Origin of the sequence: Brenneria sp. L3-3C-1 (assembly GCF_016456245.1) — a bacterium.
In the GTDB taxonomy this organism is placed as follows: Bacteria; Pseudomonadota; Gammaproteobacteria; order Enterobacterales; family Enterobacteriaceae; genus Brenneria.
Map to the genome: position 1 here is coordinate 89,304 of NZ_JAEMHF010000006.1, position 16,501 is coordinate 105,804.

General features: G+C 54.5%; 14 protein-coding genes. 7 read left to right on the forward strand and 7 right to left on the reverse strand.

Annotated elements, in window-relative coordinates; all coding sequences use genetic code 11:
* The first annotated feature begins 333 nt into the window (after positions 1–333).
* The 3 genes from carA (at position 334) to JG725_RS13205 (ending at position 5,882) form a co-directional block, all read left to right on the forward strand.
* On the forward strand, positions 334–1,482 hold the full coding sequence (gene carA / locus JG725_RS13195; protein ID WP_370541741.1) for a glutamine-hydrolyzing carbamoyl-phosphate synthase small subunit: 1,149 nt from the start codon (positions 334–336) through the stop codon (positions 1,480–1,482).
* Between the two features lie 14 nt (positions 1,483–1,496).
* Positions 1,497–4,721, forward strand: a complete 3,225-nt coding sequence (gene carB / locus JG725_RS13200; protein ID WP_199378393.1) for a carbamoyl-phosphate synthase large subunit — start codon at positions 1,497–1,499, stop codon at positions 4,719–4,721.
* A 228-nt stretch (positions 4,722–4,949) separates the two neighbouring features.
* Positions 4,950–5,882 (forward strand): SDR family oxidoreductase, encoded by a 933-nt coding sequence (locus tag JG725_RS13205; RefSeq protein WP_172290776.1) that lies wholly within the window; start codon positions 4,950–4,952, stop codon positions 5,880–5,882.
* 38 nt (positions 5,883–5,920) lie between these two features.
* Here JG725_RS13205 and JG725_RS13210 read toward each other — a convergent pair whose 3' ends face one another.
* Positions 5,921–6,535: a LysE family transporter gene (locus JG725_RS13210; RefSeq protein ID WP_172290775.1), complete on the reverse strand. Its 615-nt coding sequence runs from the start codon at positions 6,533–6,535 to the stop codon at positions 5,921–5,923.
* Positions 6,536–6,695: 160 nt separating this feature from the next.
* Between JG725_RS13210 and JG725_RS13215 the strand changes: the two genes are divergently transcribed.
* The 3 genes from JG725_RS13215 (at position 6,696) to folA (ending at position 8,509) form a co-directional block, all read left to right on the forward strand.
* Positions 6,696–7,472: a threonine/serine exporter ThrE family protein gene (locus tag JG725_RS13215; protein WP_172290774.1), complete on the forward strand. Its 777-nt coding sequence runs from the start codon at positions 6,696–6,698 to the stop codon at positions 7,470–7,472.
* A complete protein-coding gene (locus JG725_RS13220; protein WP_172290773.1) occupies positions 7,463–7,933 on the forward strand; it encodes a threonine/serine exporter in 471 nt (156 codons plus the stop codon). Before JG725_RS13215 ends, JG725_RS13220 begins: the two co-directional genes overlap by 10 nt.
* A 93-nt stretch (positions 7,934–8,026) precedes the next feature.
* Entirely contained in the window at positions 8,027–8,509 is a 483-nt protein-coding gene (gene folA, locus JG725_RS13225) for a type 3 dihydrofolate reductase (RefSeq protein WP_199378395.1), read from the forward strand.
* A 55-nt stretch (positions 8,510–8,564) separates the two neighbouring features.
* Here the strand turns inward: folA and apaH are convergent, their stop codons facing one another.
* The 6 genes from apaH to lptD form a co-directional block, all read right to left on the reverse strand.
* Positions 8,565–9,401 (reverse strand): bis(5'-nucleosyl)-tetraphosphatase (symmetrical) ApaH, encoded by an 837-nt coding sequence (gene apaH / locus JG725_RS13230; RefSeq protein ID WP_172290771.1) that lies wholly within the window; start codon positions 9,399–9,401, stop codon positions 8,565–8,567.
* A gap of 2 nt (positions 9,402–9,403) precedes the next feature.
* Positions 9,404–9,781, reverse strand: a complete 378-nt coding sequence (gene apaG / locus JG725_RS13235; RefSeq protein ID WP_172290770.1) for a Co2+/Mg2+ efflux protein ApaG — start codon at positions 9,779–9,781, stop codon at positions 9,404–9,406.
* 14 nt (positions 9,782–9,795) lie between these two features.
* The gene (gene rsmA, locus JG725_RS13240) at positions 9,796–10,614 is read right to left on the reverse strand and encodes a 16S rRNA (adenine(1518)-N(6)/adenine(1519)-N(6))-dimethyltransferase RsmA (protein ID WP_199378397.1); all 819 of its coding nucleotides are present in this window, start codon (positions 10,612–10,614) and stop codon (positions 9,796–9,798) included.
* The gene (pdxA, locus tag JG725_RS13245; RefSeq protein WP_199378399.1) at positions 10,607–11,608 is read right to left on the reverse strand and encodes a 4-hydroxythreonine-4-phosphate dehydrogenase PdxA; all 1,002 of its coding nucleotides are present in this window, start codon (positions 11,606–11,608) and stop codon (positions 10,607–10,609) included. The genes rsmA and pdxA overlap by 8 nt, the downstream gene beginning before the upstream one ends.
* Positions 11,608–12,903, reverse strand: coding sequence for a peptidylprolyl isomerase SurA (surA, locus tag JG725_RS13250; protein WP_199378401.1), 1,296 nt, complete (start codon positions 12,901–12,903; stop codon positions 11,608–11,610). The genes pdxA and surA overlap by 1 nt, the downstream gene beginning before the upstream one ends.
* A 92-nt stretch (positions 12,904–12,995) precedes the next feature.
* Entirely contained in the window at positions 12,996–15,386 is a 2,391-nt protein-coding gene (gene lptD / locus JG725_RS13255; RefSeq protein WP_172290765.1) for an LPS assembly protein LptD, read from the reverse strand.
* Positions 15,387–15,537: 151 nt separating this feature from the next.
* On the opposite strand from lptD, the gene djlA reads away from it, so the two are divergent.
* Positions 15,538–16,407 carry a co-chaperone DjlA gene (gene djlA, locus JG725_RS13260; RefSeq protein WP_199378403.1) on the forward strand — a complete coding sequence of 290 codons (870 nt, stop codon included), beginning with the start codon at positions 15,538–15,540 and terminating at the stop codon, positions 16,405–16,407.
* The last annotated feature ends 94 nt before the right edge of the window (positions 16,408–16,501 follow it).

The following is a 16,501-nucleotide window of genomic DNA, read 5'->3' on the forward strand; positions in this document are numbered from 1 at the left end:
TCTGTTTTCATGCTTTTTGAGGCGGTTTTTTTACGCTAAAACGGTAAAGCAGCTTCTATTGGTCGATTATTAGGCTTATTCTAACCATGTAGGTTAGCAACCGTTTACTTTGCCGAGTTAACATGCTTTTTTAGCATGGTGAGTAGATATTTATGCCATAAAGCATAGAAAGAAGGGAAAAAGTGCGGTTGAAGTGGACAATTTAGCCGACCATCATTAAAATGCGCCCAATTTGCCAAAAATTTACCTTGAAGGTGGTTTTTGCGTTGATTTAGATCGATTAATCTGAATTAATATGCAAATAACATGATTTTTTATTCCTTGGAGGGTGTTTTGATTAAGTCAGCGCTATTGGTTCTGGAAGACGGAACCCAATTCCACGGTCGGGCCATCGGGGCGGAAGGGTCGGCAGTGGGGGAAGTGGTCTTCAATACGTCGATGACCGGATATCAAGAAATCCTTACTGATCCATCCTATTCCCGCCAGATCGTCACTCTCACTTATCCCCATATTGGTAATGTCGGCACCAACCAAGCAGACGAAGAATCGCCCGCGATACAAGCCCAGGGGCTGGTAATTCGCGACCTGCCGCTGATTGCCAGCAACTATCGCAGTGAAGAAAGCCTGTCTGAATACCTCAAACGCAACAACATCGTCGGCATTGCCGATATCGATACCCGTAAGTTGACCCGCTTACTGCGTGAAAAAGGCGCCCAGAACGGCTGCATTATCGCGGGCGACGCGCCGGATGCGGCGCTGGCGCTGGAAAAAGCCAAGGCTTTCCCGGGGCTGAAAGGGATGGATTTGGCAAAAGAGGTCACCACGGCTGAAAGCTATAGCTGGCTGCAAGGCAGTTGGACGCTGGAAGGCGACTTGCCCGTCGCTAAACAGGAAAGCGCGCTGCCTTACCATGTGGTGGCTTATGACTACGGCGTGAAACGCAATATTCTGCGTATGCTGGTAGACCGCGGCTGCCGCCTGACGGTGGTGCCGGCGCAAACCTCCGCCGAGGACGTCCTGAAACTCAATCCGGACGGTATTTTCCTCTCCAACGGCCCCGGCGATCCGGAACCGTGCGACTACGCAATCCGGGCGATCAAAACGTTCCTGGAAACGGATATCCCGGTATTCGGCATCTGCCTCGGTCACCAACTGCTGGCGCTGGCCAGCGGCGCGCAGACCGTCAAAATGAAGCTTGGTCACCACGGCGGCAACCATCCGGTAAAAGATCTGGATAACAACCGCGTGATGATCACCGCACAGAACCACGGCTTTGCGGTTGATGAACATAATCTGCCCGACACGCTGCGCGTGACGCATATCTCGCTGTTCGATCATACGGTTCAGGGGATTCATCGCACCGATAAACCGGCGTTCAGTTTTCAGGGGCACCCGGAAGCCAGTCCCGGCCCGCACGATGCGGCCCCGTTTTTCGACCACTTTATTGAATTGATTAAGACTTACCGTTCTTCAGCCAAATAATCAGGAGCGAGAAAATGCCAAAACGTACAGATATTAAAAGCATCCTGATTCTGGGCGCCGGCCCGATTGTTATCGGCCAGGCTTGTGAATTTGACTACTCCGGCGCTCAGGCGTGTAAAGCGCTGCGTGAAGAGGGATACCGAGTCATTCTGGTGAACTCGAACCCGGCCACCATCATGACCGACCCGGAAATGGCCGACGCCACCTATATCGAGCCGATTCACTGGGAAGTGGTGCGCAAAATTATCGAGAAAGAGCGTCCGGACGCGGTGCTGCCGACAATGGGCGGTCAGACGGCGCTGAACTGCGCGCTGGAGCTGGAACGTCAGGGCGTGTTGGCCGAGTTCGGCGTGACGATGATCGGCGCCACCGCCGATGCGATTGATAAAGCCGAAGATCGCCAGCGTTTCGATAAGGCAATGAAGAAAATCGGCTTGGATACCGCCCGTTCCGGTATCGCGCATACGATGGAAGAGGCGCTGGCCGTCGCCGCCGATGTCGGTTTTCCCTGTATTATTCGTCCTTCCTTTACCATGGGCGGCACCGGCGGCGGCATCGCCTATAATCGTGAAGAGTTTGAAGAAATCTGCGAGCGCGGCCTGGATCTTTCTCCAACCAAAGAATTGTTGATCGACGAATCGCTGATTGGCTGGAAAGAGTATGAAATGGAAGTGGTGCGCGACAAAAACGACAACTGCATCATCGTCTGCTCCATCGAAAACTTCGACGCCATGGGCATTCATACCGGCGACTCCATTACCGTTGCGCCCGCGCAAACGCTGACCGATAAAGAATACCAAATCATGCGTAACGCCTCGATGGCGGTACTGCGTGAAATCGGTGTGGAAACCGGCGGGTCGAACGTGCAGTTCTCGGTGAACCCGAAAAACGGCCGTCTGATCGTGATTGAAATGAACCCGCGCGTTTCCCGCTCTTCCGCGCTGGCATCGAAAGCGACCGGGTTCCCGATCGCCAAAATCGCCGCCAAGCTGGCGGTGGGCTACACGCTCGATGAACTGATGAACGATATTACCGGCGGCCGCACGCCGGCGTCGTTTGAGCCGTCCATCGATTATGTGGTGACGAAAATTCCACGCTTTAACTTCGAAAAATTCGCCGGCGCCAATGACCGTCTGACCACGCAGATGAAATCGGTGGGCGAGGTGATGGCGATCGGCCGGACTCAGCAGGAGTCATTACAGAAAGCGTTGCGCGGTCTGGAAGTGGGAGCGACGGGATTCGATCCGCAAGTGGATCTGGATGATCCTGAAGCGTTGACCAAAATCCGTCGTGAGCTGAAAGACGCCGGCGCCGATCGTATCTGGTACATCGCCGATGCGTTCCGGGCGGGCATGTCCGTCGACGGCGTGTTTAACCTCACGAATATTGACCGCTGGTTCCTGATGCAGATTGAAGAGCTGGTTCGTCTGGAAGAACAGGTGGCGGAAAAAGGCGTTACCGTGCTGGATGCCGACTTCCTGCGTCAATTGAAACGTAAAGGCTTCGCCGATGCGCGTCTGGCGACGCTGGCCGGCGTGGCTGAAAGTGAAATCCGCAAATTGCGCGATAAGTTTGACCTACACCCGGTGTATAAGCGCGTGGACACCTGTGCGGCGGAATTTGCAACCGATACGGCTTATATGTACTCCACCTACGAGGATGAGTGCGAAGCTAACCCGAGTCAGGATCGTGAGAAGATCATCGTGCTGGGCGGCGGGCCGAACCGTATCGGTCAGGGCATCGAGTTTGACTATTGCTGCGTCCACGCATCGCTGGCGCTGCGTGAAGACGGTTATGAAACCATCATGGTGAACTGTAACCCTGAAACGGTTTCGACCGACTACGATACCTCCGATCGCCTGTACTTCGAACCGGTGACGCTGGAAGACGTACTGGAAATCGTACGTATTGAAAAACCGAAAGGCGTTATCGTTCAATACGGCGGCCAGACCCCGCTGAAGCTGGCGCGGGCGCTGGAAGCCGCGGGCGTTCCGGTGATCGGCACCAGCCCGGATGCCATCGATCGCGCGGAAGACCGCGAGCGTTTCCAGCAGGCGGTCGACCGACTCGGCCTGAAACAACCGGCGAACGCCACCGTGGTGGCGATTGAGCAGGCGGTGGAAAAGGCGCGTGATATCGGCTATCCGCTGGTGGTTCGTCCTTCGTATGTGCTTGGCGGACGGGCGATGGAAATCGTATATGACGAAATTGACCTGCGCCGGTACTTCCAGAACGCGGTGGTGGTGTCCAACGATGCGCCGGTGCTGCTGGACCGTTTTCTGGATGACGCCATTGAAGTCGATGTGGATGCCATCTGTGATGGCGAGCGTGTGCTGATTGGCGGCATCATGGAGCATATCGAGCAGGCGGGCGTTCACTCCGGCGATTCGGCCTGTTCGCTGCCGGCTTATACGCTGAGCAAAGAGATTCAGAACGTGATGCGCCAGCAGGTAGAGAAACTGGCGTTCGAACTTGGCGTTCGCGGCCTGATGAACGTGCAGTTCGCCGTCAAGAACAACGAAGTCTATCTGATCGAAGTTAACCCGCGCGCGGCGCGTACCGTGCCGTTTGTTTCCAAAGCGACCGGTGTGCCGCTGGCGAAAGTGGCCGCCCGGGTGATGGCCGGTCAGACGCTGGCTCAGCAAGGCGTGACGCAAGAAGTCATTCCGCCTTATTACTCGGTGAAGGAAGTGGTGTTGCCGTTTAACAAGTTCCCCGGCGTCGACCCGATTCTGGGGCCGGAAATGCGTTCCACCGGCGAGGTGATGGGCGTGGGCCGGACATTCGCGGAAGCCTTCGCCAAAGCCATGCTGGGGAGTAGTTCGCCGATGAAGAAATCCGGCCGTGCGCTGTTGTCGGTTCGCGAAGGCGATAAGGCCCGGGTGGTGGATCTGGCGGCCAAGCTGCTGAAACACGGCTTTGAGCTGGATGCGACGCACGGCACCGCCATCGAACTGGGCGAAGCGGGAATTAACCCTCGTCTGGTGAACAAGGTGCATGAAGGCCGTCCGCACATTCAGGATCGTATCAAAAACGGTGAATACACCTATATTGTCAATACCACGGCGGGACGTCAGGCTATTGAGGATTCCAAGCTGATTCGCCGCAGTGCGCTGCAATACAAGGTGCATTACGATACGACCATGAACGGCGGGTTTGCCACGGCGATGGCGTTAAACGCGGATCCGACCGAGAAAGTCATTTCGGTGCAGGAAATGCACGCCTTGATTAAAGGCTAGTCCGGCCACAACACAGCGTGCCAGCGTTCGTGATGAACGCTGGCTTTACTTTTCTTTAGCGAAAGCTCCGCCTCAAATAATATTTTCCCCTGAAATCCTCCACTTCCCGTTCCTTTAGGCTCGGATTCATCGGCCTTTATAAACAACCCCGGATAATCGTCTATCCTTATGGATATTGTTTGAAGTTTTATGCCGTAAACAATATTTTTAGCAATATAAGAGGTGAGTATGAGTGCTAACCAGCAGGATCCGAACTTAACCAACGACGCATTATCATCACTGACGGGAAAAAACCCGGCGCAGGCCTATCCGCGCCCCCCTTTTGAAAGCCAGCCGCAGAACCCGCCGGGACTTGCCAGCAAAATGAAACCCATTCCCGATCATGGCGAAAAAAGTTATCGGGGCAGCGGGCGGTTAAATGGTCGTAAAGCGCTGATCACCGGGGGCGATTCGGGGATCGGGCGCGCTGTTGCCATCGCTTATGCCAGAGAAGGGGCCGATGTGGCGATTAATTATCTGCCGGAAGAGGAATCGGATGCAAAGGAAGTCATTGCGCTGATCCGTGCCGAAGGGCGTATTGCGGTGGCGATCCCGGGCGATATTCGCACCGAGGATTTCTGTAAGCATCTGGTTAAGGAAGCGGCTGAAAAGCTGGGTGGGCTGGATATTCTGGTGAACAACGCGGGTCGGCAGCGGTATGTTGAGTCCATTGACGATCTTTCGACGGAAGCCTTTGACGCGACGTTTAAAACCAATGTGTATGCGCCATTTTGGATCTCGAAAGCGGCGATGGCCCATTTAAAGGCGGGTTCGGTGATTATTAATACTTCATCGGTACAGGCATTCAAGCCCAGCGCGATCCTGCTGGATTACGCCCAGACCAAAGCCTGTAATGTTGCCTTTACCAAAGCACTCGCCCAGCAGGTTGCGAGCAAAGGCATCCGGGTTAACGCGGTGGCGCCGGGGCCTTATTGGACGCCGTTACAGCCGAGCGGCGGGCAGCCGATGGATAAAGTCATGGAGTTTGCCGCGGATGCGCCGATGGGCCGCCCCGGCCAGCCGGTGGAGATCGCGCCTTTGTATGTGACGCTGGCATCGGCGGAGAGCAGCTTTACCTCGGGACAGGTATGGTGTTCAGATGGCGGAACCGGGACGGTTTAACCAAAACGCAAGGCCCGCCTGGCGGGCCCTGAAACCGGTTATCCCAGCGCCACCTTGATGCCCAGCGCAATCAAAACGGTTCCCAGCAGTTTATCCACCCGTTTTTGCGCTTTTTGCAGACCACGACGTACCGGGCCGCTTTGGAAAAGCACCACCAGCAGCGGCCACCAGATGACAGACAGCACCCAGATAATCATCGCATACCACAACTTCTCGCCGATGCCGGAGTCGATACTCAGCACCTGAGTGAAGACGGCAAGGAAGAACAAGGTCGCTTTGGGGTTAAGCAGATTGCATAAATAGCCTTGCAAAAACGCTTTTTTCAGGCTGACGCCTTGCGGAGCCAAATCAGCAACATCCATTTTGCTTTCACCGCGCGACAGCAGCGCCTGGATCCCCACCCATATCAGATAAGCGGCCCCGGCGTATTTCAGCAAATTGAACAACCACGGCGTGGTGGTAATCACCACGGCCAGCCCGGCGACACAATACGCCATATGAGTAGCAACGCCGCAAATCACCCCCAATGCCGTCATCAACGCGGCGACTCGTGGGTAGCGCGCTGCATTTTTGATGACCAGAAAAAAATCAGGGCCGGGGGAAAGCATTCCCAGCGTGGCAATGGTGGCGACAAACAGCGACGTTTCGAACATGATGTGTTCCAAGTTGAGAAAAGAGAAATACAAAACCGCTAAAATAATAGCGCCAGAGTCATTAATTCGCATCACCTATATTGGCTATTGGCCTGCAATATGTTAACAAGTCTCCTTGCTTTATTTACTGTTATTTTCCATGGCAGGGTCGGGATAAAACATGGTCAGTGAAACAACGCAGCAAAGGGAGATTACCCGGCTGTGTATTCAGTGTGCGCTTTTGCTGTTACAGCATGGCGCGGAAAGTATGGTTGTTGAACAGTTGTCTTCCAGGCTTGGCGTGGCATTGGGGGCTGACAGCGTTGAGAGTTCAATCTCGGCGAATGCCATTGTCCTGACCACGATCATGCAGGGACATTGCCTGACATCCACGCGTAAGAATGTCGATCGCGGCATCAATATGCATGTGGTTACCGAGGTGCAGCACGCGGTGATTATGGCGGAACATAAACTGCTGGATGTGGCCGGCGTGAAAAAACGTTTTGCCCACATCAAGCCGCTGCGCTATCCGCGCTGGCTGATGGTTTCCATCGTGGCGCTGTCCTGCGGCTGCTTCAGCCGGTTGAATGGGGGAGGGTGGGACGCCTTTATCGTGACGATGCTTGCCAGTGGGCTGGCGATGTATGTCCGGCAGGTGCTTACCGCTCGCCACCTTAATCCCTTGATTAACTTTTGTATTACCGCATTCGTGGCGACGTCGGCCTCGGGGATATTAATGAAGCTGTCTGTTTTTCAGCAGACTTCAACCGTGGCGATGGCGGCCAGTGTGCTGTTGCTGGTTCCCGGTTTTCCGCTGATTAACGCGGTGGCCGATATGTTTAAAGGGCATGTTAATACCGGGCTGGCTCGTTGGACGGTCGCCAGCCTGCTGACGCTGGCGACCTGTATCGGCATCGTGATGGCGCTGGCGCTGTGGGGGTTACGCGGATGGGCTTGAATCTGCTGTGGGCGCTGTTACAGGATATGGCATTGGCGGCCGTGCCGGCGTTAGGGTTTGCAATGGTATTCAACGTTCCGGTCAGAGCGCTGCGCTATTGCGCCGCGTTGGGGGCGCTGGGACATGGCGTGCGGTTCATCACGATGCATTTTGGTTTGAATATCGAATGGGCTTCGTTTCTGGCGGCGATCACCATCGGGATCCTCGGTATTCGCTGGTCGCGCTGGCTATTGGCGCATCCCAAAGTGTTTACCGTTGCGGCGGTTATTCCCATGTTCCCGGGGATTTCGGCCTATACGGCGATGATTTCCGTGGTGGAAATTTCTCATCTTGGCTATAGCGAAGAATTGATGAGCGTCATGGTGACCAATTTCCTGAAGGCCAGCTTTATTGTCGGGGCGTTATCCATCGGTCTGTCGCTGCCGGGATTATGGCTGTATCGTAAGCGCCCCAGCGTGTGATGGTAAATATTCTTCTATAAGAGGTATCTATATCGACGCACGCAGGGCCTTTCCGTATAGTGTCAGCAATTTTATGGCCTACAGGGTTTCACCATGGTTATTAGTTTGATTGCCGCATTGGCTGTGGATCGGGTTATCGGCATGGAGAATGCCATGCCGTGGCATTTACCGGCGGATTTGGCGTGGTTTAAACGAAATACATTAAATAAACCGATCGTCATGGGGCGTAACACTTTTCGCTCTATCGGTCAGCCATTGCCGGGCAGGCTTAATATTGTCGTCAGCAGTCACCCCGGTGATGATGACCGCGTTACCTGGGTTTCCTCACTGGAGGATGCGTTGGCCGCCGCCGGCGATGTGGAAGAAGTGATGGTGATTGGCGGGGGGAGCATTTACCAGCAGATGTTGCCCAAGGCCGACCGTTTGTATCTGACCCACATAGATGCGGAAGTTGAAGGCGATACGCATTTCCCGGATTATGAGCCTGATGAGTGGTCGTCCACTTTCAGCGAGTTTCATGATGCGGATGAGCGTAACTCGCATAGCTATTGCTTTGAAATTCTGGAAAGAAATTAGCGTCTTTGGTCTAAGGCGCAGTGTAAATACTGCGCCTTGCCATGCTTGAAATGGATTACCCGGTTTTACCTTTATCAACCCGCGAAAGGGATTTTTGCGTGAAGTAGCGTTTGTCGTCCCACCGCAGCATGGTCAGTTTCCCGCCCCAGCAGCAGCCGGTATCCAATGCGTAGATATTCTCCGGCGTGCCTTGTCCGTCCAGCGACGCCCAATGTCCGAAGGCAATGGCGTATTCGTCGGTGATCTGACTCGGTAATTCGAACCACGGTTTCAGCAATGACGGCGCCTGAGTCGGCGGCTCCTTGCAGATCATATCCAACTGGCCGCCGGAGAAGCAGTAGCGCATACGCGTAAAGACGTTGGTGCTGAAACGTAAACGGGGAAGTCCGCTGAGTTCGGGGCTCCAGTGATTCGGCATGTCGCCGTACATCGTATCGAGAAACAGCGGATAGCTATCACTGGCCAGAATGGATTCGACCTCCCGGGCGCACATTTTTGCCGTTTCCAGATCCCACTGCGGCGTAATGCCGGCATGCGCCATCACCAGCTTCAGATGGTCATCAACCTGTAAAAGCGGCTGACGGCGCAGCCAGTTGATCAGATCATCCACATCGGGGGCGTTCAGTAAGTCATTAAGGCGATCTTTGGGCTTGTTACGGCCGATCCCGGCATAAACCGCCAGCAAATGCAGATCGTGATTACCTAACACCATTCGCACGGATGCGCCGAGAGAGCGGACAAAACGCAGCACCTGAAGCGAATCCGGCCCGCGGGCCACCAGATCGCCGGTCAGCCACACGGTGTCTTGCTCGGGATTAAAGGAAACCTGCGCCAATAGCGCCTTGAGTTCAACTAAACAGCCGTGAACATCGCCAATTAAATAAGTAGACATAGTTAATGTATCAGTGAGGGGATTGCCAGGCGGAATACGGGAATACTGACCTGAAAAGCATTTCCCTGATGATCGACCATCTGGTAATGCCCTTCCATCGTGCCTAACGGGGTTTCCAATACGGTGCCGCTGGTGTACTGAAATTCACTTCCGGGCTGGATCAGCGGCTGTTCTCCGACGACGCCTTCTCCCTGCACTTCAGTCTGACGTCCGTTAGCATTGGTAATCAGCCAGTAACGCCCCAGGAGTTGCACTTCATGCCGTCCCAGGTTGCGGACAGTGATCGTATAAGCGAATACGAAACGCTCGTCATCAGGCTGTGACTGAGACTCGACGTAGAAACTCTGAACCTGTACACAAACACGGGGCGCATTAATCATCACGACAACTCCAGTTATTCCTGTGCTGTAGGATGCTCGGTCAGCCAGTTCGCCAACCGGCAGTATTGCTCAACCGTCACATTTTCAGCCCGGCAGCCTGCGTCGATCCCCAGTTCAGCCAGCTGTTCCAGGGTAAAGAGATTACCCAAACTGTTGCGAAGCGTCTTACGACGCTGATTGAACGCTTCGGTGGTAATCCGGCTTAATATACGGATGTCATTCACCGGATACGGAACCTGGGTGTGAGGAACCAGACGGACAACGGCGGAATCGACTTTCGGCGCCGGTTTAAACGCCGTTGGCGGTACTTCCAGCACCGGGATCACCTGACAGTAATACTGAGCCATCACGCTCAAGCGGCCGTAGGCTTTATTGTCGGGGCCGGCAACCAGACGGTTAACTACTTCTTTTTGCAACATAAAGTGCATGTCGCGGATAGCATGAGTATAGCTGAACAAGTGGAACATCAGCGGTGTTGAAATATTATAGGGCAGATTACCAAAGACCCGCAGAGATTGCCCGGCCTGCTCGGCCAACGCCGAGAAATCCACCGTCATGGCGTCCTGCTGAATAATAGTCAGTTTATCTTTCAGCGTGGGATGCGTTTCCAGCCGTGCGGCCAGATCGCGATCCAGCTCGATCACGGTAAAGCGATCCATGCGTTCGCCGACTGGCGCGGTCAGCGCCCCCAGTCCGGGGCCGATCTCCACGATAGCCTGTCCGGGCTGCGGATGAATGGCCGAAACGATGCTATCGATCACGAAATGATCGCTTAAAAAGTTTTGCCCAAAGCGCTTACGGGCGAAGTGACCCTGGTGTACTCGATTATTCATTAAGGTGTGTTGTCATTTTAATGGCAAGATTCAATGCCGTAGTAAAACTGCCGGGATCGGCGCCGCCGGTGGCGGCCAGCTCTAATGCCGTGCCGTGGTCGACCGAGGTTCGGATAAAGGGCAATCCCAGCGTGATGTTCACCGCCCGGCCAAATCCCTGATATTTCAGAACCGGCAGGCCCTGATCGTGATACATCGCCAGCACCGCATCCGCATGTTGCAGATATTTCGGTTGGAACAGCGTATCGGCGGGCAGCGGACCAATAAGGGCGATGCCTTGCTGACGCAGTTCATCCAGCGCGGGGATGATGATATCCAGCTCTTCACGGCCCATATGGCCGCTTTCACCGGCGTGGGGATTTAAACCGCAAACATAAATTTGCGGCCGTTCGATACCGAACTTGGTCTGGAGATCGCGATGCAGAATCGTGATGACCTCATGCAGACTATTGCGGGTTATCGCCGCTGAAACGTCAGAAAGCGGTAGATGCGTGGTGGCTAACGCCACCCGTAATTCTTCCGTCGCCAGCATCATGACCACGCGTTTGCAGTGGCTGCGATCGGCGAAAAATTCGGTATGTCCGCTGAACGGAACGCCGGCATCGTTAATGATGCCTTTGTGTACCGGGCCGGTGATCAGCGCGGCAAATTCGCCGCTCAGACAGCCATCGCAAGCCCGCGCCAGCGTATCAACCACATAGGCGCTGTTGCTGACGTTCAGCCGGCCCGCCACCACGGTCGCCGCCGTGGCGAGCGGCAGCACCGTTAAGGTGCCGGCCCGTTGCGGCTGAGCGGGCAGCGCTGGCTGGTAGTTTTGCAACGTCAGCGGTAAACGGAGTTGCAGCGCCCGGCTCATCAGCAGGTCGGGATCGGCGCAAACCACCAGTTCAACCGGCCATGACTGCTGCGCCAGCGCAATCAGCAGGTCGGGACCGATCCCGGCCGGTTCGCCGGGCGTGATCGCGACACGCTGCGTACCGTTTTCCGTTTGCATTAATTATCCGCGCCATTGACGATTTTGACGTAAGCCGCCGCCCGCTGTTCCTGCATCCAGGTTTGCGCTTCTTCGGCGAATTTCCGGTTGAACAGCATACGGTATGCTTGTTCTTTCTGCGCGGCGTCGGTTTTATCAACCTGACGGGTATCCAGCAACTGAATCAAATGCCAGCCGAAAGCGGAGTGGATCGGTTGACTGATTTCGCCTTTTTTCAGTTTCAACAGCGCGTCGCGGAAGGCCGGATCGTACATGTCAGGGGAAGCCCAACCCAGATCGCCGCCCTGATTGGCTGAACCGGGATCCTGCGACAGCTGTTTGGCCTGCGCCGCGAAATCCGTCGCGCCGCTCTTGATCTGCTGCGAAACCTCTTCCAGTTTGGCTCGCGCCTGACTGTCCGTCATCACCACGGAAGGTTTTAGAAGAATATGACGGGCGTGGGTTTCGGTGACGGATACGGTTTTGTCGCCGCCGCGAATATCGTTGACGCGCAGAATATGAAAACCGACGCCGGAACGGATAGGGCCGACGATCTGTCCTTTCTGGGACTGAGTCAGCCTTTCAGCAAACAGGGTCGGGATCTCCTGCAATTTGCCCCATCCCATTTGCCCCCCTTGCAATGCCTGCGGGTCGGCGGAATAGGTGATGGCCAGTTTGCCGAAATCAGCGCCTTCGCTGATTTGTTTCACCAGCGAGTTCGCCAGATTTTCGGCCTCGTCAACCTGCTGCTGGCTTGGGTTTTCCGGCAAGGGAATAAGGATATGGCTTAAATTCAGTTCGTCGTTTTCACCGGTCTGGTTGGCAATCTGTTTTGCCAGCGCTTCGACTTCCTGAGGCAGTACGCTGACGCGGCGGCGTACTTCGTTGTTGCGAACCTCGGCGATCAGCATCTCTTTGCGAATCTGGTTGCGGTAGGTGTTGTAGTCAAGGCCTTCATAAGCCAACTGACTTCTTAACTGATCGAGCGAGATACGGTTCTGAGCGGCGATATTGGCAATAGCCTGATTCAATTGTTCATCCGTTACCTGGATGCCCATTTTTTGCGCCATTTGCAGGATAATGTTATCCATAATCAGACGATCGATAATCTGATGACGTAACGTGGCGTCATCCGGCAATTGCTGACCTGCCTGTTGAGCGTTCAATTTAACCGACTGCAAAAGGCCGTTTACATCACTATCCAGTACGACGCTGTTATCTACCACGGCTGCGACTTTATCAACCACCTGCGGCGCTGCGAATACGGCAGGAGCACTCAGTGCCAATCCGAGAATAAGCGTTCTCCAGTTGTTCATACCTTTCCCATTTATCTCATCCGCAAGGCGGGTTAGAAGTTTCATTGACACAGTCTGTCTGCCGCATTGGTTGCTGCATTCCGTACGCTAGGTCAGAACGCGCGCTGGTAAGGCAAAATACCTGAACGCAGCATTTTTTCGGAGCCCAGACTGTAATTATTGCTTAAACCACGTAATTCAATATTAAACGACACTTTATTGTCATATACGCTGCTGCCGTTTTCCCAATCGGTGATCTTACGTTCATAACCGATGCTGGCGGCCCAGCAGCAGGTGTTGTATTGCACGCCAATCAACTGGCTAGCGGGCTGATTGGCTTTGGTGTCATAGTAGTAGGCGCCGACGACGGCCCAACGATCAACAATCGGCCAGCTTGCCGTGATGCCGACCTGTGAAATACCCTGTTGGAAGCCGGGATTCTGCACGTTCGGCAACATGGCCTGAATATATTCCGGGCTGGCAAAACGGTAGTTCAATTGTACCAGACGTTCGGCGTCTTTGCGGTATTCCAGCACCGCATCGCCCAGCGCAACTTCGTTGAGACGGGCATCGTACTGCAATCCTCCGCGCACGCCCCAGTTGTCGTCGACCTTCAAGTAGGTGTCGCCGGCCCATACCATGCTGCCGTTATCATCGCTTTGATCGAGCAACATATTGCTATCGCCGGTGCGCGGACGATCAAAGTAATAGATTTGACCTACAGAGGCATTAAAACGTTCAACCAGCGCGTCATCATAAATACGCGACGTTACCCCTGTCGCCAGTTGGTTGGCGGAAGCAATGCGATCCAGCCCGCCATAGCTGCGGTCGCGGAATAGCCCGGAGTAGTCGGCCTGCAACAGCGTTGAATCGTAAGTATGGATGCTGCTTTGGTTGCGATAAGGCACATACAGGTACTGCGCGCGCGGCTCCAGCGTTTGGGTATACCCTTGCGACCAGTCCATCTCGCGCTCGAACACCATTTTGCCGTCGATCTTGTATTGCGGCATGACCCGGTTTACCGAGTCTTTCAGATTATTCTTCGAGCTGTCGCTGACCGTCGGGTCTGCGCGGTAGCGATCGAGATTTCCCTGTTGATAATGCGTCGCCAGCAGCTTGGCTTCGCTGTTCAGGCTGCCCCAGCGGTTGGACAGCGGCAGACTCAATGCCGGTTCGATATGCAGACGCGTGGCTTCCGGCCGATTTTCGTTAACGTTGGTGAATTTTACCGCCTGACCATAAAGATGCATATCCAGCGGGCCGATATCGTTCTGATAATAGTTGATATCGAGCTGAGGTTCCGCACGGTAGACATCCCGGCTGTTGGCGGTGGAGAATACCTGGAATTGTTTGGTGGACAGCGTGGTATTCCAGTTTTGGTTCGCATAACCCACGCTGAATTTTTGGGTGACGTAACCATCGGTGGTTGAACCGTATTCCGAGTCCAAATCGGTGAAATAGCGTGAATCACTGACTTTGGTGTAGTCGGCGTTGAAGCGCCAGACTTGATCCATCACGCCGCTGTGTCCCCAGTAGAATAACCACCGGGTATTGTTATCATCCTGCGGTACGTCTTTGGCGTATTGGCTGTCGCTGGGGAGCCAGTCGAGCTGGATCGTGCCGGTGCCGGGCGTGGTCAGATAACGGAATTCGTTTTGCCACTGCACGCCGCGTTGGGTTTGCAAATGCGGCGTGATGGTGGCGTCAAAATTCGGCGCGATATTCCAGTAGTATGGCGTGAGTAACTCAAAACCGTTGCTGCTGCTGTATTTGGCATTGGGGATCAGGAAGCCTGAACGTCGCTTGTCGCCAATGGGCAATTGCAGGTAAGGGCTGTAGAAAACGGGAACGTTGCCGATCTTGAAACGTGCGTTCCAGATTTCAGCGACCTGCTCTTCGCGGTCTTGAATGACTTCCGAACCGACGACGCTCCAGCTATTATCTCCCGGCAGGCAGGAGGTAAAGGTGCCGTTTTCCAAAATGGTGTAGCGATTACCGTCGCGCATTTTCATTTTGTCGGCTGCGCCGCGCCCCTGGCGACCAACCATCTGATAGTCGCCTTGATACACGTCGGTATCTTTGGTGTTGAGGTTCGACCAGGCTTTCGGGCCTTTCAGAATGACCTGATTATCATCGTAATGCACATTGCCTGTGGCGGTAATCGTTCGTGTGGGCGCGCCCTGAGTGGCGGATTCAATCTGGTTAAGCTCCACCTGCTCGGCGGTAAGCACGCTATTGCCTTGCTCGATATTAACGTTGCCGGTGAATCGGGCGCTGTCAGGATAGCTGGCTTCGCTCTTGTCGGCCTGAATATGTACCGGCAATTGATCGGGATCGCCTGTCACCAGCGGCCTGTTGTACGTAGGTACACCCAGCATGCACTGTTCGGCGAGATCGGCCAGCGATTGCTGACTGTATAGCGCCGACCAAATCAGGGTGGCCAGCAGGGTTGGGAAACTTTTTTTCATACGCGGTATCAGGTGTTCCGTCATCAGAGGCATCATGCCGGCAAACGGTCAGAGACTATATCACTCGTCAGCGTTGCGCCAGTGTTTAATCCCCGCTGTTTTTATACGCGCTGCCGTTAGGTGCAAAGATAAATGACGGGTATGATAAAGCAATTTTTAGCCGACGGCATGAGGATTTGAGGAGTATATGCGGTATTGGGGAAAGTTGCTGGGGCTTGTGCTGGGAATTATGTCCAGCGGCGGCATCTGGGGAATGATCATGGGACTGCTGATGGGGCACTTGATTGACAGGGCCAGAGCATCGCGTCGCCGCAGCTTTTTTTCAGCCCAATCCACCCGCCAGTCGCTGTTTTTCCTGACCACCTTTCAGGCGATGGGGCACCTGACCAAATCCAAAGGGCGGGTAACGGAAGCGGATATCCAGATTGCGACCAGAATGATGGATCGCCTTGAACTGTTTGGCGAGGCGCGAACGGCGGCGCAACAGGCGTTTCGTGAAGGCAAAGCCAGCCATTTCCCCTTGCGTATCAAACTGCGAAAACTGCGCGACGCCTGCTTCGGACGTTTTGATTTAATTAAGATGTTTCTGGAAATTCAACTTCAGGTGGCGTTTGTTGATGGCGTGCTGCATCCGAACGAAAGGCGGTTGCTTTATGTTATCGCCGACGAACTGGGCGTAACCCGCGAGCAGTTCGAGTTTTTTCTGCGCAATATAGAAAATACCTCTTATCAGTCGGGGCACGGTGGATCCAAACAGGGCGGGAAGTCCTATCAGCGCCGCGGTCAGTCGTCCAACGGCCATTCTTACGGCGGTCAACGGCAGTCTGCGTCGCCGCGCGGGCCGACGCTGGAAAGCGCCCGCCGTACGCTGGGAGTGCGTCACAACGACGATGCGGCGACGATTAAGCGCGCCTACCGCAAGCTAATGAGCGAGCATCATCCGGATAAGCTGGTGGCGAAAGGGTTATCGCCCAGAATGATGGAAATGGCTAAGCGAAAAGCGCAGGATATTCAGGCCGCCTATGAATTGCTGAAAAGCGCCAATCAATTGAAATAACCGTATCTATCTGCTCCTTTCCGCTTTTTTCCCGTTTTTGCCCCCGCGTATCATTCCTTTTTCTGCCCGTCATGCCGACTTGATTAAAAACGCG

Excerpts from the sequence above, each read along its gene's own strand:
- carB (WP_199378393.1), top strand. The coding sequence starts at position 1,497 with ATGCCAAAACGTACAGATATTAAAAGCATCCTGATTCTGGGCGCCGGC.
- JG725_RS13205 (WP_172290776.1), top strand. The coding sequence starts at position 4,950 with ATGAGTGCTAACCAGCAGGATCCGAACTTAACCAACGACGCATTATCA.
- JG725_RS13210 (WP_172290775.1), bottom strand. The coding sequence starts at position 6,535 with ATGTTCGAAACGTCGCTGTTTGTCGCCACCATTGCCACGCTGGGAATG.
- JG725_RS13215 (WP_172290774.1), top strand. The coding sequence starts at position 6,696 with ATGGTCAGTGAAACAACGCAGCAAAGGGAGATTACCCGGCTGTGTATT.
- JG725_RS13220 (WP_172290773.1), top strand. The coding sequence starts at position 7,463 with ATGGGCTTGAATCTGCTGTGGGCGCTGTTACAGGATATGGCATTGGCG.
- folA (WP_199378395.1), top strand. The coding sequence starts at position 8,027 with ATGGTTATTAGTTTGATTGCCGCATTGGCTGTGGATCGGGTTATCGGC.
- apaH (WP_172290771.1), bottom strand. The coding sequence starts at position 9,401 with ATGTCTACTTATTTAATTGGCGATGTTCACGGCTGTTTAGTTGAACTC.
- apaG (WP_172290770.1), bottom strand. The coding sequence starts at position 9,781 with ATGATTAATGCGCCCCGTGTTTGTGTACAGGTTCAGAGTTTCTACGTC.
- rsmA (WP_199378397.1), bottom strand. The coding sequence starts at position 10,614 with ATGAATAATCGAGTACACCAGGGTCACTTCGCCCGTAAGCGCTTTGGG.
- pdxA (WP_199378399.1), bottom strand. The coding sequence starts at position 11,608 with ATGCAAACGGAAAACGGTACGCAGCGTGTCGCGATCACGCCCGGCGAA.
- surA (WP_199378401.1), bottom strand. The coding sequence starts at position 12,903 with ATGAACAACTGGAGAACGCTTATTCTCGGATTGGCACTGAGTGCTCCT.
- lptD (WP_172290765.1), bottom strand. The coding sequence starts at position 15,386 with ATGATGCCTCTGATGACGGAACACCTGATACCGCGTATGAAAAAAAGT.
- djlA (WP_199378403.1), top strand. The coding sequence starts at position 15,538 with ATGCGGTATTGGGGAAAGTTGCTGGGGCTTGTGCTGGGAATTATGTCC.